The 22,336-nt window shown below is 43.0% G+C and carries 16 protein-coding genes and 2 pseudogenes; 15 read left to right on the top strand and 3 right to left on the bottom strand.

Going from position 1 to position 22,336, the window contains the following annotated elements; translation table 11 throughout:
- Positions 1-7 precede the first annotated feature (7 nt).
- The 3 genes from DW019_RS10855 (at position 8) to DW019_RS10845 (ending at position 5,949) form a co-directional block, all read left to right on the top strand.
- Entirely contained in the window at positions 8-1,090 is a 1,083-nt protein-coding gene (locus DW019_RS10855; protein ID WP_118443383.1) for a sugar ABC transporter permease YjfF, read from the top strand.
- Positions 1,091-1,280: 190 nt separating this feature from the next.
- Positions 1,281-4,778 carry an endo-1,4-beta-xylanase gene (locus tag DW019_RS10850; protein WP_118443368.1) on the top strand — a complete coding sequence of 1,166 codons (3,498 nt, stop codon included), beginning with the start codon at positions 1,281-1,283 and terminating at the stop codon, positions 4,776-4,778.
- Between the two features lie 202 nt (positions 4,779-4,980).
- Positions 4,981-5,949 carry a DHH family phosphoesterase gene (locus tag DW019_RS10845; RefSeq protein ID WP_022377478.1) on the top strand — a complete coding sequence of 323 codons (969 nt, stop codon included), beginning with the start codon at positions 4,981-4,983 and terminating at the stop codon, positions 5,947-5,949.
- On the opposite strand, the pseudogene DW019_RS10840 reads toward DW019_RS10845, so the two are convergent.
- Positions 5,927-8,482: pseudogene (locus tag DW019_RS10840) on the bottom strand (calcium-translocating P-type ATPase, PMCA-type); the annotation flags it as partial. The gene DW019_RS10845 and the pseudogene DW019_RS10840 sit on opposite strands and share 23 nt — an antisense overlap.
- Positions 8,483-8,551: 69 nt before the next feature.
- Between DW019_RS10840 and DW019_RS10835 the strand changes: the two are divergent.
- Positions 8,552-9,091, top strand: a complete 540-nt coding sequence (locus tag DW019_RS10835) for a manganese efflux pump (RefSeq protein WP_022377480.1) — start codon at positions 8,552-8,554, stop codon at positions 9,089-9,091.
- Here DW019_RS10835 and DW019_RS10830 read toward each other — a convergent pair.
- Positions 9,048-9,662 carry a DedA family protein gene (locus DW019_RS10830; protein WP_118443366.1) on the bottom strand — a complete coding sequence of 205 codons (615 nt, stop codon included), beginning with the start codon at positions 9,660-9,662 and terminating at the stop codon, positions 9,048-9,050. The genes DW019_RS10835 and DW019_RS10830 overlap by 44 nt on opposite strands.
- 404 nt (positions 9,663-10,066) lie before the next feature.
- On the opposite strand from DW019_RS10830, the gene DW019_RS15675 reads away from it, so the two are divergent.
- From DW019_RS15675 to DW019_RS15755, 9 genes and pseudogenes are all read left to right on the top strand, one after another.
- Positions 10,067-11,044: a L,D-transpeptidase gene (locus tag DW019_RS15675; RefSeq protein ID WP_117479044.1), complete on the top strand. Its 978-nt coding sequence runs from the start codon at positions 10,067-10,069 to the stop codon at positions 11,042-11,044.
- A gap of 22 nt (positions 11,045-11,066) precedes the next feature.
- Positions 11,067-13,475, top strand: a complete 2,409-nt coding sequence (leuS, locus tag DW019_RS10820) for a leucine--tRNA ligase (RefSeq protein WP_118443365.1) — start codon at positions 11,067-11,069, stop codon at positions 13,473-13,475.
- A gap of 30 nt (positions 13,476-13,505) precedes the next feature.
- Entirely contained in the window at positions 13,506-15,917 is a 2,412-nt protein-coding gene (locus DW019_RS10815; protein ID WP_118443364.1) for a CDP-glycerol:glycerophosphate glycerophosphotransferase, read from the top strand.
- Between the two features lie 22 nt (positions 15,918-15,939).
- Positions 15,940-17,148: a CDP-glycerol glycerophosphotransferase family protein gene (locus DW019_RS10810; RefSeq protein WP_243024147.1), complete on the top strand. Its 1,209-nt coding sequence runs from the start codon at positions 15,940-15,942 to the stop codon at positions 17,146-17,148.
- A 24-nt stretch (positions 17,149-17,172) separates the two neighbouring features.
- Complete coding sequence (locus DW019_RS10805; RefSeq protein ID WP_117479041.1) at positions 17,173-17,646, top strand: S-ribosylhomocysteine lyase; 474 nt, start codon at positions 17,173-17,175, stop codon at positions 17,644-17,646.
- A gap of 89 nt (positions 17,647-17,735) precedes the next feature.
- Positions 17,736-18,161: a hypothetical protein gene (locus tag DW019_RS10800; RefSeq protein WP_117479040.1), complete on the top strand. Its 426-nt coding sequence runs from the start codon at positions 17,736-17,738 to the stop codon at positions 18,159-18,161.
- Entirely contained in the window at positions 18,142-18,423 is a 282-nt protein-coding gene (locus DW019_RS10795) for a hypothetical protein (RefSeq protein WP_118443363.1), read from the top strand. Before DW019_RS10800 ends, DW019_RS10795 begins: the two co-directional genes overlap by 20 nt.
- Before the next feature lie 23 nt (positions 18,424-18,446).
- A pseudogene (locus tag DW019_RS15760) lies at positions 18,447-18,545 on the top strand (hypothetical protein); the annotation flags it as partial.
- A gap of 51 nt (positions 18,546-18,596) precedes the next feature.
- The gene (locus tag DW019_RS15755; RefSeq protein WP_347474422.1) at positions 18,597-18,791 is read left to right on the top strand and encodes a hypothetical protein; all 195 of its coding nucleotides are present in this window, start codon (positions 18,597-18,599) and stop codon (positions 18,789-18,791) included.
- On the opposite strand, the gene DW019_RS10785 is transcribed toward DW019_RS15755, so the two are convergent.
- A complete protein-coding gene (locus tag DW019_RS10785) occupies positions 18,749-20,896 on the bottom strand; it encodes a glycoside hydrolase family 3 C-terminal domain-containing protein (protein WP_118443361.1) in 2,148 nt (715 codons plus the stop codon). The two genes, DW019_RS15755 and DW019_RS10785, sit on opposite strands and share 43 nt — an antisense overlap.
- 265 nt (positions 20,897-21,161) lie before the next feature.
- Between DW019_RS10785 and DW019_RS10780 the strand changes: the two genes are divergently transcribed.
- Both DW019_RS10780 and DW019_RS10775 read left to right on the top strand, forming a co-directional pair.
- Complete coding sequence (locus tag DW019_RS10780) at positions 21,162-21,653, top strand: NUDIX hydrolase (RefSeq protein ID WP_118443360.1); 492 nt, start codon at positions 21,162-21,164, stop codon at positions 21,651-21,653.
- 42 nt (positions 21,654-21,695) lie between these two features.
- Positions 21,696-22,307, top strand: a complete 612-nt coding sequence (locus DW019_RS10775; protein WP_243024146.1) for a sugar O-acetyltransferase — start codon at positions 21,696-21,698, stop codon at positions 22,305-22,307.
- Positions 22,308-22,336: the final 29 nt, after the last annotated feature.

Genomic DNA, 22,336 nt, shown 5'->3' with positions numbered 1-22,336 from the left:
TGAATTTTTGAAGGCAAAGACAAGAAGATTTAACAGCAATACATTTCTTTTCATTATTACAATTGTGTTGTTTATTGCAATGTATGTAGCAGGAATGATTGTATTTGCAGACAAAGGTTTTGCAAAACCGCAGATGTTTACCAACTTGTTTATTAACAATGCCGGATTGATTGTAATTGGTTGTGGTATGACAATCGTTATGATTACCGGAGGAATTGATATCTCGGTTGGTTCGGTAACCGCATTGGTTTGTATGGCGAGTGCTTATGCTATGGAAAATAAGGGGATGAGTCCTTATGCAGCTCTTGCGATTTCGCTTGGTATTGGATTACTGTTTGGCTTGCTTCAAGGCTATTTAGTTTCCTACCTGGAAATTCAGCCGTTTATCGTTACTCTGGCGGGTTTGTTTCTAGGAAGAGGACTTACGGCTATGATAAGTACAGATATGATTTCCATTAAAAACGGTTTGTTTCAGAAATGGGCAACATATCAGATTGAACTGCCGATTGGAACATATAATAAACATGGGGTATTCCGGCCGGCATATATATATCCATCGGTTGTGATTGCACTAATTGTGGTTGTTTTGATTGCTATTATGCTTCGTTATACAAAATTCGGACGCAAATTATTTGCTATCGGCGGCAGCCAGCAGAGTGCATTGATGATGGGCTTAAATGTAAAAAGAACGAAGTTTGAAGCTTATATTTTAGATGGTCTTTTGGCCGGCTTGGGTGGATTCTTATTCTGCTTGAACAGTTGTGCCGGATTTGTAGAACAGGCAAAAGGTTTGGAAATGGATGCTATTTCGGCAGCAGTAATCGGCGGAACACTTCTTTCGGGAGGTGTCGGAACGGTTGTTGGTACAACATTTGGTGTACTGATTAAAGGAACCATTACCAGTCTGATTACAACACAGGGTACATTGTCAAGCTGGTGGGTACGAATTGTACTTTCCGCACTGCTTTGCTTCTTTATTGTATTACAGGCACTCTTTGCAAAAGCAAAAATCAAAGGGAAAAAAGTAGAGAAAAAGGATGTTAAAAAGCCAGGTGGAGCACCACCGGATGAGGTGGCTGCAGAGCCGTAAATTAAATAGGAGATTGTCACAACTAATTGTTTCTCTTTTGGGGACCGGTTCTTGCCAGACCGGTCCCTGTTTGCATTAAAGAAATGCTTATGAGAGGATAAGATTTTAGTTATTGCAATATAGATTCCCAAATGTTAAAATGAGAGAATATCAGTAGTATTAATTCAAGGATAGAATTGGAGGTTTGTGTATGCAAAAGAATGGTAAAAAGCTGTTAGCATGGATGTTAGCAGCAAGCATGGTATTTTCTTTTTCTATGCCAACTCAGGCAGCAAAGAAAAAGCCTGCTTTATCAAAGAAAAAAGCGGTAATAACTGTGGGGAAAACCTTAACGCTTAAGGTTAAAAATATAAGCAAGAAGACAAAAGTAACATGGAAGAGCAAAAACAAGAAAATTGCGACAGTTTCCAAGAAAGGAAAAGTGAAAGCGAAAAAGGCGGGGACAGCGAAGATTACAGCAAGTTTCCGTTATCAGGGCAAGAAGTATGTGAAAACCTGCAAGGTTACGGTGAGAAAGAAAAAGACAGTAGTTGTGACTAATGCACCGACAAAAGTACCAACCAAAGCACCGACGCAGAAACCGGCAGTGACACCGACTGCAACCCCAACGCAGAAACCGGGCACACCGACTGCAACCCCAACGCAGAAACCGGCAGTGACACCGACTGCAACCCCAACGCAGAAACCGGGCACACCGACTGCAACCCCGACGCAGAAACCGGGCACACCGACTGCAACCCCAACGCAGAAACCGGGCACATCGACTGCAACCCCGACGCAGAAGCCAGGGACACCAACTGTAACACCGACGACAGAGCCGGCGGAGCCCACTGCGACTGCAACAAATGAGCCGGCAGGACCTACGGTTACACCGACGGCAGACCCGGATGAGCCAACTGCAACACCAACAGCAGAACCGACGAAGGTTCCGGGCACCCCGATTCCGGTAGAGGATCCGACAAAAGCATTGCTTTTGGATTTTGAAGACGGTACCAATCAATATGTGACCGGACGTCAGGGCGAAGAAGATCTGACTGTTGTAGAGGGCGGTTATAATGACAACTATTGTTTGAAAGTTTCCAACCGTGTGAAAAACTGGGCAGGACCGATGATTGATATCACTCACAATGTGACTGATTTTACAACGTATAAGATTGAGGCGTATGTAAAGCAGACAACGGGTGGCAACAAGACGATAAACTGCATGTGGGAGTCGATGGACTATGCGGGAGCGATGGCTTATACAACCGTGCAGAATGTAGTTGTGCCGAATGGTACATGGACAAAAGTGGACGCAACGGTTGTGGCACCGGGTGATGTAAGTAAATTGTCACTTTATTTTGAAATGGCAAATTATTCAAATGATTTTTATGTAGACAATATTTCTATTACGGAGAAGCATTTGGATATGGATGCAGTTCTTGCTGCACCAAGTCTGAAAGAGGCATATGCAAACCGCTTCCCGATGGGATGTGCAGTTTACAGCTATAATTTGCAGAATCCGGAGATTTTATCATTTATTAAACATCATTACAGTACGGTTACATTTGCAGATGAGCTGAAACCGGAGAATCTTTTGAACGAAGAGGCAACAAAAGCATCGGAAGATGGCATGCCGGTTATTAATACAGATGTGATTGATAAATGTTTATCGCTTGCTCAGGAAAATGATTTAAGTGTGCGTTTCCATACGCTTGTCTGGTATTCGCAGACACCGGATTGGTATTTCTGTAAGAATTACACACCGGAGTATGATGGTACGGGAACAGCTAAGAAAAACATTACAAATCTTGTTGACAAAGAGACGATGCTTGCTCGAATTGAAAGTTATGTTAAGCAGGTTATTACCTATGCAGAGACTAATTATCCGGGCGTTGTATATGCTTACGATGTAGTAAATGAGGTAATTGACAGCAATGGCTGTAAATTACGGACAGTAAGTTCAAGTTTGTATGGTGCTATTTTTACAGACGACGACAATACTTATATTACAAAGTCTTTTGAATATGCGAGAGAAGCTGAAAAAGCAGCAAATTCATCGGCAAAATTGTTCTACAATGATTTTGTCGGACTGGCATCGCCGGGACAGATGAAGGCAGTTGTGAAATATCTTGCAGATGCAAAAGATGCCGGAAATATTGATGGTCTTGGCATGCAGGCACATCAGACTAATCTTGGTGTGGCAGATGGTGATAATATTAAAAATGCACTGAAATTATTCCAGCAAAATGGCTATGAGGTGCAGATTACTGAGCTTGATTTTGCAAGTAAGGATAATTCAGAGGCGGGTAATGAGACACTGGCAGCAGCATACCAGAAGTTCATGAATATTATATTACAGCGAATGGATGATACGTCTGCTCCGGTAAATGTAAGTAATGTTACATTCTGGAATCTGACAGATTTGGATACTTGGCTGAATAGTTTTTACAGTAATGGAAGTACCTATTATCCATCACTGTTTGATGAAAATTATCTGCCGAAAAAAGCGTTTACGGCATTGATTAATCTGGCAAATGGAGTTGTAGAGCCGACCGCAACGCCGACTGTGGCACCAACTGCGACTCCGACGGCGACTCCGACGGCAACTCCGACGGCAACTCCAACGGCAACTCCAACCGTTGATCCGGATGCTACGCCAACACCTACGCCGGTTACCACACCGACTCCGGAGCCGACGGCTGAACCGGAACCGGCAGAGACAAAAGAATTGGATTTGGCGCAAGGAAGTATTGTAATCAGTGCAACCGGATATACAATTGGTAGTGCAGAAGAAACTGCATTTACCGGAAATTACACGATTTCCAGTACAGCACAATCGGCAACAGCATATTATATTTTAGTAACGGGCGGTACTCATACGATTACGTTAGATAATCTTGTTTGTACATCGAGTGAGTCAAGTCCAATTAAATTAAGTGGTGATGCTAAGGTAAATCTTATCTTAGCTGGAACATCCGCATTGACCGGTTCCGGCTATCATGCAGGAATCGAGGTTCCGTCCGGTTGTGAACTGACGATATCCGGTGATGGCCAATTGACGGCATTAGGCGGTAACGAATCGGCAGGAATTGGTGCTGCATCAGATGGTAAGACATCTAGCACATTAGGACGTATTATTATCAGGAGCGGTACGATTATAGCCTGCAATACAGGAAGAAATGCTGCAGGAATCGGTGAATCAAGGTACGCTAAAGGTGGCGGAGAAATTTACATCTACGGTGGTAATATTTATGCCACATCTTCCGGTAACGGAGCCGGAGTTGGTGGCGGTGGTACTGCAGATGCCTCAGCTGAAACGATGAAGATTGGAATCTATGGCGGTATCATTTCCGCAGGTGGCAGTACCTATGCAATTGGAGATGGAAAGAGCCAGAGTATTTGTAAAGTGACAGTAACCGGTGGTGCCTGCTATAGTACGAACAGTGGAAAGACGATGTTTGGCTCAACATGGGAAACCCAAGATACTTATGTTGGTACAGAGATTGACACAACAAAACTTTCCGGTATTCAGTCAGTGACGATTGATGGGGTAGACCAGGGAATCAGCAGTTTTTACATCAATGCACAGTCTGGTACTACGAACTATAAGTGGAAACTGAATCTGTATGTGAAGAAAGGTGTATCTCATACGATTGTAGTAACGGATACAAACGGTGAGGCACATGAGTATATGGTTGACGCTTAATCTATAATTAAAAAAGGAGTTCATTCGTTTGAGACAAGATAATGCTTTGCTTTATAGTCTCTTACGAATGAACTTTTTTTGGGGCTCTATTGACAGATGATGTTTCCTAAAAATATAGATAATAAAAATCTTGAATCTTCCCCCTTTTTTTGCTATTCTAAAAACAGTTTAATCCACAAAGGAGAGGGAGGCGAGGCGTTTTATGTTTCTCAAACAATTTGCAGAATTCAATTCGATTTGTATACAGTGCCATGACAGTCCGGATGCGGACGCGATGGGGGCTGCGTTTGGTTTGTATGCGTATTTTATGAATCTGGGTAAAAAGGTAAATTTGATTTATGCAGGGGAACATCAAATTACAAAGCCATCGCTGAAATTGATGGTGGAGCACCTTGGTATTCCGATTCGATATGTGAATGAAATGCCGGAACATGACATTTTGATTACCGTGGACTGCCAGTATGAGGGAGGTAATATTACATCGATGCCGGTGAAAAAAGTGGCGATGGTTGATCATCATCCGATTTGTGTAGAAACGGATGAATGGTGTTTTATTTTCCCGGAATTCGGAAGTTGTTGTACCGTGGTCTGGGAACTGCTTTTGGAGGCGGGGTATCCGGTGAATGCGAACTGGCAGGTGGCAACGGCGTTGTATTATGGTTTGTATAGTGATACCAGCAGTTTGTCTGAAATTTATTATCCGGCAGACAGACAGATGCGTGATTCTCTGCAGATTAACAGAGAGTGTCTCGATGAAATGATTCATGCGAATTTACAGCGTCAGGATTTGGAAATAGCAGGAGAAGCGTTGTCTCACTATTACTATGATGAGGAAAAGCGTTTTGCGCTGCTGCATACAAAACCATGTGATCCAAATCTGCTTGGCGTTATTAGTGATATGGTAAATTGTGTGGCAACTGTTGACTGCTGTGTGGTATATAATGAAACGCCGATTGGATATAAAATGTCGGTACGAAGTGCGAAAAAAAATCTGCCGGCGAGTGATTTGGCGGAAAAAGTCAGCTGTGGAATTGGTGCTGGCGGCGGACACGCGAATAAAGCGGGCGGCATGTTGATGAAACACATGCTCGCCACACAGTATCCGGGGGAAGATGTAAAAGAAATTCTCATTCAGCGAATCCGTGAGTTTATCCGTGAAGCCGCTTGCTGATTTCCATGAGGGGAATCGGCATCAGAGATAAAATACCTACGACAACCCATTCGCGCAGATTAAGTGACTGCGTATGGAAAATAGGCTGGAGAACGGGCATACAGATGACCAGACATTGCAGGACAATGCAGAACAATACACTAAATAAAAGTTTTTTGTTCCCAAGAATCCCCGTCTCTAACAGCGAGTGCTCGCTTCTCATATTAAACGAGTGAACTAACTGCGATAAAGAAAGTACGGCAAAGCACATGGTGGAATTGCCGCTTGTATAGGCAAAAAGTGCTAAGGAGCCGATGAACATACCTTCTAAAACCATCTGAAAGACGGTATCAAAGTGAAAGATACTTTCATTTTTCGATAATGGCGGACGGTTCATGCTGTCCGGATCCGGTGGCTCGACACCGAGGCATAGTGCCGGAAAAGAATCCGTCACGAGATTAATAAACAACAGTTGTACCGGTAAAAGTGGTGCAGACAGCCCGAAAAAGATAGCAACAAAAATCGTCATGATTTCCCCGATGTTACAAGACAAGAGGAAATGTATGGCTTTTTTTATGTTATCGTAAATACCGCGCCCTTCCCGGACGGCACTTACAATAGTGGAAAAATTATCGTCCATTAAGATAATGTCAGATGCATTTTTGGCAACATCGGTTCCGGTGCGTCCCATGGCACAGCCGATATCCGCTGCTTTTAGGGCAGGGGCATCATTGACACCGTCACCGGTCATGGCAACGACATTTCCCATCGCCTGATACCCTTTTACGAGACGTACTTTGTGGGCTGGAGATACACGGGCAAAGACATGATATTTTTTGAGCGCCGCCGGAAGTGAACGGTCGCTGATGGCATCTAAGTCGGCTCCCGTAATGACTTCGTCTTTTGTCTGGCAGATGCCAAGTTCCTTGCCAATCGCCGCAGCGGTGTTTTTATGGTCGCCGGTAATCATAATCGGACGGATTCCGGCGTGCTGGCAGCTTTTAACAGCGGCGTAAGCTTCCGGGCGGGGTGGGTCAATCAGACCTGCCATCCCAAGGAAAACCAAATGGGATTCTAAGGAATTGTTGTCCGGGCGGCTTTTGTGCAGACAAAAACCGAGAGCAATGACGCGAAGTGCATTGGCGGTGTAATTTTCAATTTGTTCATTTAATCTATGCCGCATCGTATGTGTCAGTGGCCGTGTGCTGCCATCTTTATCGAGATACGAGTGACAGTTGGCAAGGATAAATTCAGGAGCTCCCTTAGTTATTGCTAAATATCCATTGGGTGTCCGGTGCAGCGTTGTCATCCGCTTGCGGATTGAGTCAAAAGGGATTTCTTCAATAACCGGAAATTCTTTTCGTACTTCCGTATAAATAAGTCCGCTTGATGCACCGTAATGAATCAGTGCGTGTTCGAGTGGACCGGATTGGTTGTTGCAGAGCAGAAAATAACGAAGCAAGGTTTCTTCGTTTTCGGTACTGTATACATTTCGAACCGTCATGCGATTCTGGGTAAGCGTGCCGGTCTTATCCGAGCAGATAACGGAGGCACTGCCGAGTGTTTCCACGGCAGGAAGATGGCGGATAACGGCACATTGTTTTGCCATGCGCTCAACGCCAAGACTCAGCATAATGGTAACGAGGGCTGGCAGACTTTCCGGAATGGCTGCGACGCCAAGACTGACGGAAGTCATAAACATATCAAAAACTGGCTGATTTTTCTGCAATCCCAGGAAAAAAAGAATCGCACAGATAATCAGCGCCAGGATGCCAAGCACTTTTCCTGTGTGATTGAGGCGTTTGGTAAGAGGTGTCTGCGGTGCCTGTTCATGGGAAAGCATACCGGCAATTTTTCCAATTTGCGTATTCATACCGGTTTCCGTAACGCAGAACAGTCCATTTCCGGTCGTAATCATTGTACCTGAAAATACCATATTGAGCTGGTCACCAAGCGAGAGATTTTCCATATGCAGTGAGTCAGAAGTTTTTTCGATGCTTCCTGTTTCGCCGGTAAGGGCAGATTCATTTGCAGACAGATTGTGCGTAAGAAGAAGCCTGCCGTCGGCGGGAACAAGACAGCCGGTGTCAAGATAGACTAAATCCCCCGGCACAAGTTCCGGAGAAGATATGGTCTGGCGTTTTCCATCCCTTAGTACCTGACATTGTGGTGTTTGCAGAGAACGAAGGTGAGCCAGCGAATGTTCTGCCTTTTTCTCCTGATAAATGCCAAGCAGAGCATTTAGGATAACGATTGCCAGAATGATTAAAGGGTCGGTCAGATTCATTTCTCCCTGTGCATAAGAAGCAAAAAAAGAAATGCCGGCAGCTGCCAGTAAAGTAAGAATCATAAAATCTTTAAACTGCGCGGCAAACTGACGGAAAAATCCGGGACCTTTTTCGCTTTGCAATTCATTTTTTCCATAATGTCTCTGGCGTTTGATAACTTCTTTTTGGGATAAGCCCCGGTCTTTGAAACGGTTGAGTTTATCCATTACTTCCTGTGATTCCATTTGATACCAGTTCATACTTACCTCCAAAATATTTGACTGTTTTTGTCGAAAGGACTCTCCTCTTTTCCCTTATTTGCATAAAATAGAATAAGGAAGTGGCAGGAGGAGCTTGTGTTTGTTGTTTGCTTATTGGCGTTGTCGGTGAGCCTTGACACGCTGGGGATTGGTATGGCATATGCAATGTCGGGCATTTGCATACCCAAACGAATCCGATTATTTATTGCGTTATTAAATGGCGTGCTGACAGCGGTTGCACTTTTTGCGGGTTCGACATGCCTTGCGGGGCTGCCGGAACCTTGTTTTCGCCTTATTGGCGGTGGGATTTTGATTTTGCTTGGCGCAAAAACGTGCATCCGTGTGTTGCAAAACAAAGGGGAAGTACAGTATGACAAAGATAATTCCCGAAGCATTGATATAAAAGAAGGCAGTGCGTTGGGAAGTGCCCTTGCGCTTGATTCGGTGAGTGCAGCACTTAGTCTGGTCGGTCAGGGAACCATAATCTGGTTATTTCCTGTATGTACCGCTTTTTTATGTGGAGCCTTTTTGTGGATTGGCGGGCAGAGGATATACCACGTGCGCCGTCTAAACGGAATCAGTGGCATACTTCTTATTCTTCTTGGTTTGTTTCGCGTGCTGCCCGTTTTTTTCTAATAGCATTGAGGGCGAAAATTACTAATAGGACAATACCTGTATAAAAAATAACATGCTTGTATTTATCAAAATAATGAAAGAACAAATCTTTGTATTGATAAAAATAATAACCAAGACCGGTTAATACCGTGTTCCATGTAACAATGCCGATGGCAGAATACAAAAGATAACGGCTGATATTCTGTCCCATGGCACCCGCGACAAAGCCGATATAGGTGCGGCACAGAGGAATCACGCGGCTGACTAGAACGGCACTTTTTTCGTGATTGCCAAAGACACGGTAGGAGGTTAGGATTGGTTTCTCCATAGAAGAAAAGCGTTTCATAATGCGTTCCAACAGTGGAGAACCGCCAAACCTGCCAATGCCATACGGAATCAGTGCCCCAATCAGTCCTGCTCCCGTTGCCAAAAGGACAAGATATGGAAAAAACAACCCCTGCCCGGCAGCCATACCCCCCGCCAGTGGCAGAATAATCTCACTCGAAACAGGAAAACAGGCATATTCCAACATAATCAGCACAAACATAGCCCAAATGCCATAGTTCTGTAAAAACGACTCAATCCAATCCATTCATCATGACCTCAGTATGATTGTTACAGTGTATGAGGTGATAGTCGGAATTATTCTCTAGACCTCGCGGATAAATGAACCAAAGCATTGAGGGGGAGATATTTGAATGACGAGCTTGTGGCAAATGTTTGCTGCCAGTTCCTTTGGATTCCAGTAATTCCGTAGAAAAACTTTGTGACTCGTGGGTACAAACACATGGGTATGAGGCTTGCGTATTTTGCATGCCCATACCCTTACGCGTTTGTTATACGAGAGTGCCCACGAGACGCAAAGCTTTTCTACGGAATTACGGAACCTAAAAAACTGCCACAAACTCTCCTATCACAGTCCTTGACAAAGGATTTTAGTGTTGGTATTATAAAATAGTATGCTTGCGTACATTTTGACACAAATAGGAGGTAGTTTTGAAGAAGAAAATCAGCTTATTCGTTTTGTTGTTTCTCTTAGTATTGACAGCGAATTTTCAGACAACAAATGCGGCAGCAAAGAAAAACATATATAAGATAAAAGTAAACAAATTAAAGAATACGGTGACGGTATACCGTCATACGAAAAAAGGAAAGTACAAACCATATAAAGCATTTGTCTGTTCATCGGGAAAAGCGACACCGGTCGGCACTTTTTCTTTGAGAGAAAAATATCGGTGGCATGCACTGCTGGGACCGTCTTACGGTCAGTACTGTACAAGAATTTATGGAGGCTTTTTGTTTCATTCGGTATGGTATTATCAGCCAAAGAAAAATACACAGTCCTATGCTCAGTTTAATCGGTTGGGAACGATGGCATCTCATGGATGTATCCGATTGACGGTGGCAGACAGCAAATGGATTTATGATAATTGCCCATCCGGCACAAAAGTAGTAATTTACAATTCGCCAAAGGCAGGACCGCTTGGCAAGCCGAAGGCACAGAAGTTATCCGGGCATATGGGATGGGATCCGACTGATCCGGATATTCATAATCCATATTTGATTAAGGTAAAGAGTATCAAGCTGAGTACTACGAAAAAGACATTGGAAATTGGTGGTAAAAAGAAGGATGCTAAGTTTACGATTCGGGTAAAAAAGATTTTACCGAAAAAAGCGATGATCAAGAAGATGAAATACACTTCTTCCAATAAAAAGATTGCAACTGTCAATCAAAAAGGTGTCGTAAAAGCAAAGAAAAAGGGAACTTGTAAAATTTTTGTGGAGACAACCGATGGCAGTAAAATAAAAAAGGTATGTAAGATTACAGTGAAGCAGGTGGAAAAGAAACCGGTTGTTGTGCCAACACCGACACCGGCAGTTACACCGACGCCAACACCGACCCTTACACCAACGCCGTCACAAACGGCAGAACCAACACCGACATCAACGCCGGAATCGGCATTAAATGAGTGACAATAAGAAAAGAGGTAAAAAAATGAGTCAGAGTTACAATCCAAAAGAAATTGAAAAAAAATGGCAGAAAGTCTGGGAAGACGAAAAAGCTTTTCAGGCAACTAATGATTTCAGCAAGCCCAAATATTATGCCCTTGTTGAATTTCCATATCCATCCGGACAGGGACTTCATGTAGGACATCCGCGTCCGTATACGGCACTTGATATCGTAGCACGTAAAAGAAGAATGCAGGGCTACAACGTACTTTATCCGATGGGATGGGATGCGTTTGGTCTTCCGACAGAAAACTATGCAATTAAAAATAAAGTACATCCAAAGGAAGTAACGAAGAAGAATGTTGCAAGATTTAAAGCACAGCTTCAGGCACTTGGCTATTCCTTTGACTGGGATCGCGAAATTAACACAACAGATCCAAATTACTACAAATGGACCCAGTGGATTTTCCTGAAATTATTCAAAGCAGGACTTGCTTACAAGACAGAGATGCCGATTAACTGGTGTACTTCCTGTAAATGCGGTCTTGCCAATGAGGAAGTTGTAAACGGTGTGTGTGAGCGCTGTGGAAGTCCGGTTATCCGTAAGGTAAAGAGCCAGTGGATGCTTAAAATCACGGCATATGCAGATAAATTGATTGATGATTTGGATGGACTTGACTATATTGAGAGAGTCAAAGTTTCACAGAAAAACTGGATTGGACGTTCTCATGGTGCAGAAGTAGACTTCCAGATTAAAGATAAAGAAGAAAAACTCCGCATTTACACGACACGTCCGGATACTTTGTTTGGTGTAACTTACATGGTAGTATCTCCGGAACATCCATATCTGGATAAGTACAAAGATGAGATTAAAAACTGGGATGAGATTGTAGCCTACCGTGAGATGGCAGCAAGAAAATCCGATTTTGAGAGAACCGAGTTAGCAAAAGATAAAACAGGTGTAGCAATTGACGGACTTTTGGCAATTAATCCGGTAAATGGTGAGGAAATTCCAATCTGGGTATCCGATTATGTATTGATGAGCTACGGAACAGGAGCGATTATGGCGGTACCGGCACATGATACCCGTGACTGGGAATTTGCCAAGAAATTCAATTTGCCGATTCATGAAGTAATTGAAGGCGGTGACGTGGAAAAAGAGGCCTTCACGGATGTTGCTACGGGAACTCTTGTGAATTCCGGATTTTTAACCGGTAAATCTGTAGAAGAGGCAAAGAAAGAAATTATTGCCTGGTTAGAGGATAAGAAAGTGGGAACGGCAAAGAAAAACTTCAAACTGCGTGACTGGGTATTTTCCAGACAGCGTTACTGGGGTGAGCCGATTCCGATTGTAAAATGTGAAAAATGTGGTTATGTACCGATTCCTGAAGAAGAACTTCCGCTTCGTCTGCCGGAGGTAGACAACTATGAACCAACGGATAACGGGGAATCTCCAATCTCCAAAATCCGTTCCTGGGTTGAGACAACTTGTCCATGCTGTGGCGGAAAAGCAGAGCGTGAGACAGATACAATGCCTCAGTGGGCTGGTTCTTCGTGGTACTTCCTGCGTTATATTGACCCAACAAATGATGAAGCACTTGCCAGCAAAGAGGCTCTCAAATACTGGCTGCCGGTTGACTGGTACAATGGTGGTATGGAGCATACGACCCTTCACCTTTTGTATTCCCGTTTCTGGCATAAGTTCTTATATGACCAGGGCGTAGTACCGACCAAAGAGCCATATCAGAGGAGAACATCCCATGGTATGATTCTTGGTGAAAATGGCGAGAAGATGAGCAAATCCCGTGGTAATGTTGTAAACCCGGATGATATTGTAAATGTATACGGTGCTGATACACTCCGCACCTACGAAATGTTTATTGGTGCGTTTGATGCCGCTGCTGCATGGTCAGAAGATGGAGTAAAAGGCTGCCGCCGTTTCTTAGAGCGTGTATGGAAGTTAAAAGATATGGTGACAGATGAAGAAGGCTATTCCGCTGACTTGGAGACAAAAATGCATCAGACCATTAAGAAAGTAAGTAACGATTTTGAAACCTTGAAGTACAATACAGCAATTGCTGCCATGATGGCATTGATTAATGACTTCTACAAAAAAGGTTCCGTTACAAGAGACGAGTTTAAGACACTTCTTGTACTTTTGAATCCGGTTGCACCACATATTACAGAGGAATTGTGGGCTGAGAAAAATTACGGTGGTTATTTGTTCCAGACAAGCTGGCCGGAATTTGATGAGGCAAAAACGGTAGAGGCTGTACAGGAAATTGGTGTACAGGTCAACGGTAAAGTACGTGCGACCGTTAAAATTGCCATTGATGCAGCGAAAGAAGATGCGTTGGCTGCCGGACGGGAAGCGATTGCTGATAAACTTGCCGGTAAACAGATTGTAAAAGAAATTTATGTACCGGGACGTATTTTGAATTTCGTTGTAAAATAAGTAATTGCAAATAATTTGGAGGTGCAAAAAATGCCTAAGGTAAGTGTCATAATTCCTTATTTCAAAGGACAGGCATATTTGGAAGAATGTGTTCAGAGTATCGAAGAACAAAAGATAGAAGACTTAGAAATTATTGTTGTCAATGATAAAGACGGTCATGAAGTGCCGGATTCCGTAAAAGAGAATCCGCACGTCAAAGTATTTTTGGCAATGGATGAATTGCCGGAAGACGTCATTCGGGCTAATGAGGAGACGGCAGCAGCGTGGCGCGAGCAGAAAATCCACGAGAGAGTGGAGAAACGCTTAGATAGCGCAGAACGCCGCCGCGAGCAGGCCCGGGAAATGGAGAAAAAAGGAGATTCCATCAGCCTCTACACAGATAAAGAACTGCATCCGAGTGAGGAAGATTTGCTCGATGAGTATGAAGAAAAAATCGGACAGGTATATCCGTTTGGTGTTTCTTTCTGCCGTAACATCGGTTTAGAGAAAGCGACAGGAGAGTACGTTTATTTCATTGACTGTGACGATTACCTGATGGATGGGGCACTGAAACGGCTGCTTGATTTGGCAGAAGAGAAACAGGCAGTTATGACAACCGGTAATAAATACAGTTCTTGGTTTAAACCGGTGAATTTTGATTTTGAAAAAGCAAAACAGGAAACTTTTATTGAGGGCGTAAAACCGTTGGAAGGGCAGACGCTCCGCGACCGTTTTGTGGAAATGTATTCGGTGCAGCACTTTTTAATCCGCAGGGATTTTGTGATGGAGCATGAGCTTTCGTTTGATACAACGACACGTTTTTACAGTGATATGACGTTTTGTGTGAAATTGTTGAAACTGGCAGCAGGTAAAATGTGGGTTGATGGTGACAGTCTGTATATCTGGCGTCACCGCAACGACCAGATTCATCTGCCGGCACTCTGCCAGAAAAAGCGTGGACACCGCAGCGGTGAATTTTTGGATGCCTATGATAAATGTTTGCATATTATTAAACCGGAAGATAAAGACCTTCGTTTTGCACTGGACCATTATTTGATGAATTTCTTCTGGCGTAAATATCCGGCACGAATCTTGAGAGAAAATGCGCCGAAGTTTGCGAAAGCAATGGCAAATATGCCGGAATGGAAGAATGTAATTAAAGAGTATGGTATATTCCAGCGTTTGCAGTTGTCAATTACCCGCAAGGGGAAATTGCGTATGGCAAAACCGGTTATGAAGTTCAATAAGTGGCGCAAAAAGAAAAAAGGTTTGATTGGAAGCCGTATTCAGTGGTATCGTGTGCTGGAACGCCACATTTTCAAGAAAATGCCATTGCGGCATGACTGGGTATTTATCGAGAGTTTCTTCGGAAAGAGTTACTCCGACAGCCCGAAATACCTGTATGAATATCTGCAAAAGACCAGAGGGGACAAGTACCGTTATATTTGGGTATTAAATAACAAATCCGAAGCACTTGCAAAAACCGGAAAACATACGAGAGTAAAGATGAATAGTCTTCGTTATGTGTATTACGCATCCCGTTGTGGATATCGTATTTTTAACGTGCGTCAGCCTGCTTGGAATAAAAAGCGTCCGGGTGTTGTTTTCCTGGAAACATGGCATGGTACACCGCTTAAGAAACTGGCATTTGATATGGAGGATATTACATCTGCAAGCCAGAATCATAAGACACTGTTTTATAAGCACGGCCGCGAGTGGAATTATTTGATTTCTGCCAACCGTTTTTCAACGGATGTGTTTGAGCGTGCATTTGTTTATGACAGAGATAAGATTTTGGAATATGGTTATCCGAGAAATGATATTCTATATGCGGATAACAAAGAAGAAATTGCTGCCGAAGTGAAGAAAGAACTTGGTATTCCGGAAGGAAAACGAGTAATTTTGTATGCGCCAACCTGGCGTGATAACCAATTCTATGACCGTGGTAAATATAAGTTTACGCTGGCTCTTGATTTAGGCAGACTGCAAAAAGAATTTGGTGAGGACAGTGTTGTACTTTTGCGTACACATTACTACATTGCCGATATTTTGGACTTGACCGAGTACGAAGGATTTGTTTATAACGGAAGCCAGTACGAAGATGTGTCTCGTCTGTATCTGGCATCGGATATTTGTATTACCGATTATTCTTCTGTATTCTTTGACTTTGCAAACTTAAAGCGTCCGATTTTGTTCTACGCATATGATTTTGATGAGTATGCAGATGAAATCCGAGGCATGTATATGGATATGGAGAAAGAACTTCCGGGTCCGATTCTCCGCACCAACGATGCCGTTGTCGATGCTTTACATCATATGGATGCAATTGAGGAAACTTACAAAGAGCGCTACGAAGAATTTTACGAGAGATTTTGCAGCGTGGATGATGGACATGCTTCTGAGCGCGTGATTGAAAAAGTGTTTGGCGAGCGTGAAAACGGTACATTGGATACGGAGCAGTAAGTAAGCTACAAGGAGGAACAACGTGCGTAAAGGAATTTATCATTTGGTAAAACAGATTGTCGTTTTGTTTTATTACTTAATGTGCAATCTGTGCCCGGTAAAACAAAATCGCATTGTTTTTGACAGCAGCCTTGGAAAAAGTTATTCCGGAAATCCGAAACACATTTACGAATATCTCATGGCAAACGGATATGATTTGAATTGGGATTGTATTTGGTTTTACGAGAATGAAAAGTATAATATTCCGGGGATGAGCAGACAGGTCCGCTATGGGCGTCTGCGCTATCTGTACTACATGGCGACGGCGAAAGTTTGGGTGTTTGATACGAGACAGCCGGAGTTTTTGCTGCGCCGCAAGGGAACCTATTATATTCAGACATGGCACGGAACACCGCTCAAAAAACTGGCACTGGATATGGAAGATGTATTTATGGTGGGTGAGAGCGACATTGATTCCTACAAAGAACATTTTACGAAAAACGTTCATACATGGGATTTTTTGATATCCCAAAATCCGTTTTCCTCGGAGACATTTCGACGGGCATTTGATTTCCACCGAGAAATGTTAGAATACGGATATCCGAGAAATGATATATTGTTCTGGGAGAATACGACAGAGGGAATCCGAAGTTTTAAGAGAAAACTGGGACTTCCGGAGGATAAAAAGATTATTTTGTATGCGCCAACCTGGCGAGATGACGAATTTTCGGAAGATGATAAATACGAGTTCCGTCCACAGATTTCTTTTGAAAAACTGCAAAAAGAACTGGGCGATGAGTACATTATGATTGTCAAATACCATTATCTGATTATGGATGCGATTGACTGGTCGCCGTATGAGGGATTTATTTATCATTTTGACCAGAGCCGCGATATTGCAGAGTTGTTTTTGGTGTCCGATATACTAATTACGGATTATTCTTCCGTAATGTTTGATTATAGTATTTTGAACCGTCCGATGTTTTTCTTTGCTTACGATTTTTATAAATACAAAAATGAACTTCGTGGATTTTATTTCAGTTACAGCAAAGAGATGCCGGGACCGATTTCAACAACGACGGATGAGTTGATTGAGGATATCCACTCGTATGATTATTCGGTTTATGCACAGAGGTATGAAAAGTTCAAGAAAAAATATAATTCCATCGATGATGGCAGGGCGGCAAGCCGTGTTTTACATTTGATGAAGCAGTTGATTCCAAGCAAACGAACAGACGTTTATTATGAGTAATTGCAGCAAAGGAGGCATTTTGCAATGGAAACAATTAAGAGTTTTACCGTGGACCACAAAAGACTTCTGCCGGGAGTTTATGTAAGCAGAAAAGACAGTACCGGACATGATGTGGTAACAACATTTGATATTCGTATGACAAGACCGAATTTTGAGCCGGTGATGAATACGGCTGAGATTCATACGTTAGAGCATCTGGGGGCAACCTTTTTGCGGAATCATGAAGAATGGGGCGATAAGATTATTTATTTTGGTCCGATGGGATGCCGTACCGGTTTTTATCTTTTGCTTGCCGGTGACTATGAATCGGAAGATATTATCTCACTGCTTCGTGAAATGTTTGAGTTTGTCTGTCATTTTGAGGGCGAGATTCCGGGTGCAGCACCGGAGGCGTGTGGCAATTATTTAGACCAGAATCTGCCGATGGCAAAATATCTGGCTGAAAAATATTTAGAACATGTTTTGACTGGAATTACGCCGGATCGTCTGAAATATTAATCAGACCATAGAAAAAAGGAATAGGCTTCGCATCTTGCGCATAGGATATACAGGAAATGTAGTTCGTTTGTTTGAAGGCGGGGTCTGAGATGATGAAATGGGATAGCCGAATGCATAATACAAGAAGTGTACAGGTATTAAAGGTGGCAATCCCATTTTTTGATGTATCGGAGGGAGAGCTCATTGATGTAGAGGGATTGCTTCAGGCAATTCATCCTTTGACCTGTGGCAGAGAGCGGAAGATGATGGATTCTGTGATGTCTTTTTTTCAGATGCGGCATATGATGGATTTGTTTCGCATGATGCGTGAGGTGCAGAAGGCAAATGAGGCATCCGGGGCAGAGGGCACGGAAAATCCATTTGAAATGTTAAAGATGCTTATGCCGGAGGAGAGTCAAAAGGATTTTGAAATGATTTCTTCTATGATGGAAATGATGCAGGCAGCTTCTGTGGAACAGCCCGAACAAGCGGAAAATGAGGGAGAGGAAGAAGAAAATGAGCACATCGATGTTTGACGAGTATGACATTTTTAAAACAATGCATCCGGTAAAATTGCAGGTGATGAAGGAACTGGCTGAGAATATGCAGGGCAAAAGTATGAAAGATGCCGCACCGCTTTTGATGGCGGCAACCACGAAACTGAAAAACCATAATTTATCTTTTTCACCGGAAGAATCGAAAGTTTTGCTTGAAATTCTGACTAGAAACATGAGTCCACAGGAGAAAGCGAAGGTGGAAATGATGAAAAATGTTGTGGCAAGGCAGAAGAAAAAGTAAGAAAGGAAAGATCGAGTCATTCAAGACTTCACGGAAGCGGTTCTTATCGTGTGCCGTGGCTTTACGATGATGAGGCAACAAAAGTATTGCGTCATTTCGTTTTGGTAAAACAAAAACTTTTGCCGTATTTGCTGGAAAAGGCAAAAGAAAACCACGACACCGGAATTCCTCTTGTGCGAGCAATGGTGTTAGAGTTTCCAGGGGACCCGGTGTGTGGTTTCTTAGACCGTCAATATATGCTTGGTGACCGCTATCTGGTGGCCCCTGTCATGGACGAGACCGGTGAAACCAGACAAGGCGCACTTTGGATAACGGAAACGGTTGATTATTTTACGATTCCGCTCTGGGAAAGGGTGACTTCGGATTGAAAGAAAATATCTTTTACCGAAGTGCCAATCCATAAGGAATAGGTACCCTCATTTATCACAAAAGCTTGATTTTTACAGTTATAGGTGGCAAAGTCCTTTTTGCTAAGGCAGAGGGAAACATGTTTTGTTTCCTGTGGGGCGAGTGCCACCTTTTTAAATGCCCTCAATTGTTTTTTTGGCTGCCCTTCTTCCGGAATGCCGACATAGAGCTGTATGGTCTGTGCACCTGCTCTGTTTCCAGTGTTTGTAATCTGGCAGCGGCAGCAAACAGTTTCATCGTCGGTTTTTTCAACGGAAAAATCATGCAAATCAAAGGTTGTGTAACTAAGACCGTATCCAAATGGGAAGAGAACCGGAATTTCTTCGGTTTCATAATAGCGGTAGCCAACCATTAATTTTTCCGTGTATTCCACATGACGCTGACCGGAATTATCCACTGTGCCCGGATAGGATTTGAATTTTTCGGTCGGTGTATCACAAAGGTGAACCGGATAGGTTTCTGCCAAGTGTCCGGACGGATTTACCTCGCCAAAGAGAACTCGTGCTAAAGCAAGTCCGCCATGCATGCCACAGTAGCTTGTCTGAATCAGTGAGTTTACTTTATTAATCCATGGCATTTCAACCGGACCGCCGTTGATCAGTACCACGGTGAGATTTTTACATTTTTCTGTCAAAGCCTCAATCACTTCGTTTTGTCCATATGGAAGTGTCATGTCCGGGCGGTCAAATCCTTCCACATCGTAAGCATGGTTTAATCCACCGATAAAGATGACTTCATCGTAGGACGGGCAGGCATCCAGTGCCTCTTTCAGATACTTCTCACGTATCGGGCGGATTTCTTTGTCAAACTGTTCTTTTCCGCGGTCTGTTGTATAATCTACATCCAGACTTTCTGCCTGCCAGTCGACTTCACCGGCTACATGTTTTTCATTATCTACGTAATAACCGGGCAGCCAGTCAATCTGTGCATCACCGCCGAGTACCATACGCATGCCAAGCATTGGCGAAATATCATAAAGTGCTTTGATTTCCGCACTTCCACCGCCGGCAGCATGTGTTCTTTTGGCGTTATCGCCGAGGACAAGAATTTTCTTTGTTTCCTTGGAAAGCGGGAGATGTGCCGTGTCATTTTTTAACAGGACAATTCCCTCTTCCGCAATCTCCTGAATGGTCTGCTGATGTTCTTTTGTGTTTGTGCAGCCTTTATTTCTAGTTTTGTCACCGAGCTTAATTCGCTCCATCATTGTTAAAATCCGCTCAATCCGTTCGTCAATTACAGATTCGTCGATTCCTCCAGATTTTACTTTTTCAAGAAGTGGATTTGCTAACTTATAATCGTCAAAATCCGGTGTGACGGACATTTCCATATCAACCCCGTTTAAAGCGGTTTTTTCTGTGTTATGCACGCCGCCCCAGTCAGAAATTGTAACCCCATCATAGTGCCACAAATCACGTAGAATTGTTTTTAAAAGCGTTGCATTTTCACAGCAGAATTCACCATCATACTTATTGTAGGCACCCATCACACTATACGAGCCACCTTCCATTAATGCATCATAAAATGCCGGCAGATATAATTCAAAAAGTGTTTTATCATCGACTTTGGTGTCGACACTTAATCGGTCACACTCCTGATTATTCAGGGCAAAATGTTTCACACAAGCAGCTACATCCTGTGACTGGATTCCCTGCACCAAAGGAACTGCCATACGTCCGGTAAGGTGTGGGTCCTCGCTCATATATTCAAAGTTTCTTCCGCACAGAGGAGTTCGTTTGAGGTTGATGCCGGGTGCCAAAATGACATCTTTTCCTCGTCCGCGTGCCTCATCCCCTAACACTTCGCCAAATTTGCGAGCAAGATTAGGATTCCACGTGGTGCAAAGACATGTATTACTTGGCAGCCAGCTTACGAAATCCGTTGTGTCATCAATTGGCGTCCAACTGTCATTTTCAAATTCCTGACGCACTCCGCTTGGCCCATCTGACATAATAAGCGAAGGAATATTAAGTCGTTTTACTGCGCCGGAACGAAAAAGTCCGGCGGCATGAATCATCGCAATTTTTTCTTCCAGAGTGAGTTTGGAAATGATGTTTTCGTGGTTCATGAAATACCTCCTTTTACTTGTAAAATCGTCCAAAACATCTTGAGATTAGTATAGCATAGGTGGTGGTTTTTTGGAAGTTCCGTAAAATGTCTCAAATAAATTTGCACCTCTTGTGCCGCTTTCGCTTATCAAACACGCAGGGGTATCGGCATGTAAACTACAATTTGCCGAAAGCGTTGCATTTGTTACTTTCATGAGGTTTGGTGTTGTGGTAAAATGAGGGGGAATCAGGTGTAGTTTAGTTATACAGAAGGAGAGGGTATTTATGATTGAAAAATGGGATGCATACGATAAATATTTTAATAAGATTGCCGATGGTTCGCTTATAAGAGGAGAAGTTATTCCAGATGGGGTGTATCATTTGGTAGGGGAAATTATTGTGAAAAATACGGATGGTACATATTTACTCATGCAGAGGGATTATAAGAAACAATTTGGTGGGAAATGGGAATTGACAGCGGGTGGCTCGGCATTACAGGGAGAATCGCCGTTAGAATGTGCAATTAGAGAGTTAAGAGAAGAGACAGGAATTGTTTGTTCAGACTTAAAAGAGTTAAAAAGGGTTGTTCATGATGGTTACCATTCACTTTTTGTGGAATACTTATGTGTTACCAAATGTGATAAAAATTCTATTGTCTTGCAAGAAGGAGAAACTGTTGATTATAAGTGGGTAAATCGAGAGGATATTTTAAAAATGGGAGAAGATACATTAGCTTCATCAAGGGCGTTAGAATGCATGATGCATGATGAGGTGTAACTATGGCAGAATATAGATATAAAAATTCGGAGGATTTAGACGATGAATAGTAAAGAAAAAGATGAATATGTGAATCAGGCAATGGAGAGAATGACATCGATGGAGCCATATTATTGTAATCCATTTGATAATCCAAAGGAATTGAAGGAAAGAGCAAGTGATTTGCTGAAGCGTTTGAATTCTTTGGGGGATAATACTCAGGAAGAAAAAGAAAGTATTATGCGGCAGTTGTTTGGAACTTACAATAAGCTTGCATTTCCGGGGGATGGTTTTAAGTGCGATTATGGATTTAATATTCATTTTCATGGACTTGCAGTTATCAATTACAACGTGGTGATGTTGGATACTTCACCAATCAACATAGGAGCGGGTGCATTTATTGCTCCCGGTGTGTGTCTGGCGTGTTCCGGACATGCGATTCATCCGTCTCAGAGAAACCGCATGTTGACAAGTGCGCCGATAACGCTTGGAGAAAATGTGTGGCTCGGTGCCAACGTGACGGTTGTAGGCGGTGTTTCAATTGGTGATGGAAGTGTTATTGGAGCAGGCAGTGTAGTGACAAAAGATATTCCTGCAGGAGTGATTGCAGCAGGTTCCCCATGTAAAGTGATACGTGAGATTACTGAAGATGATTTACTTGAGGAAAAACAATAGAAAAATGCCAAAACGCCGAAAAATAAATT

Origin of the sequence: Clostridium sp. AF37-5 (assembly GCF_003477605.1) — a bacterium.
Classification (GTDB): Bacteria; Bacillota; Clostridia; order Lachnospirales; family Lachnospiraceae; genus Eubacterium_F.
Note: the sequence above shows the minus strand (reverse complement) of the source record. Positions and strands in the feature narration are given on the sequence as shown.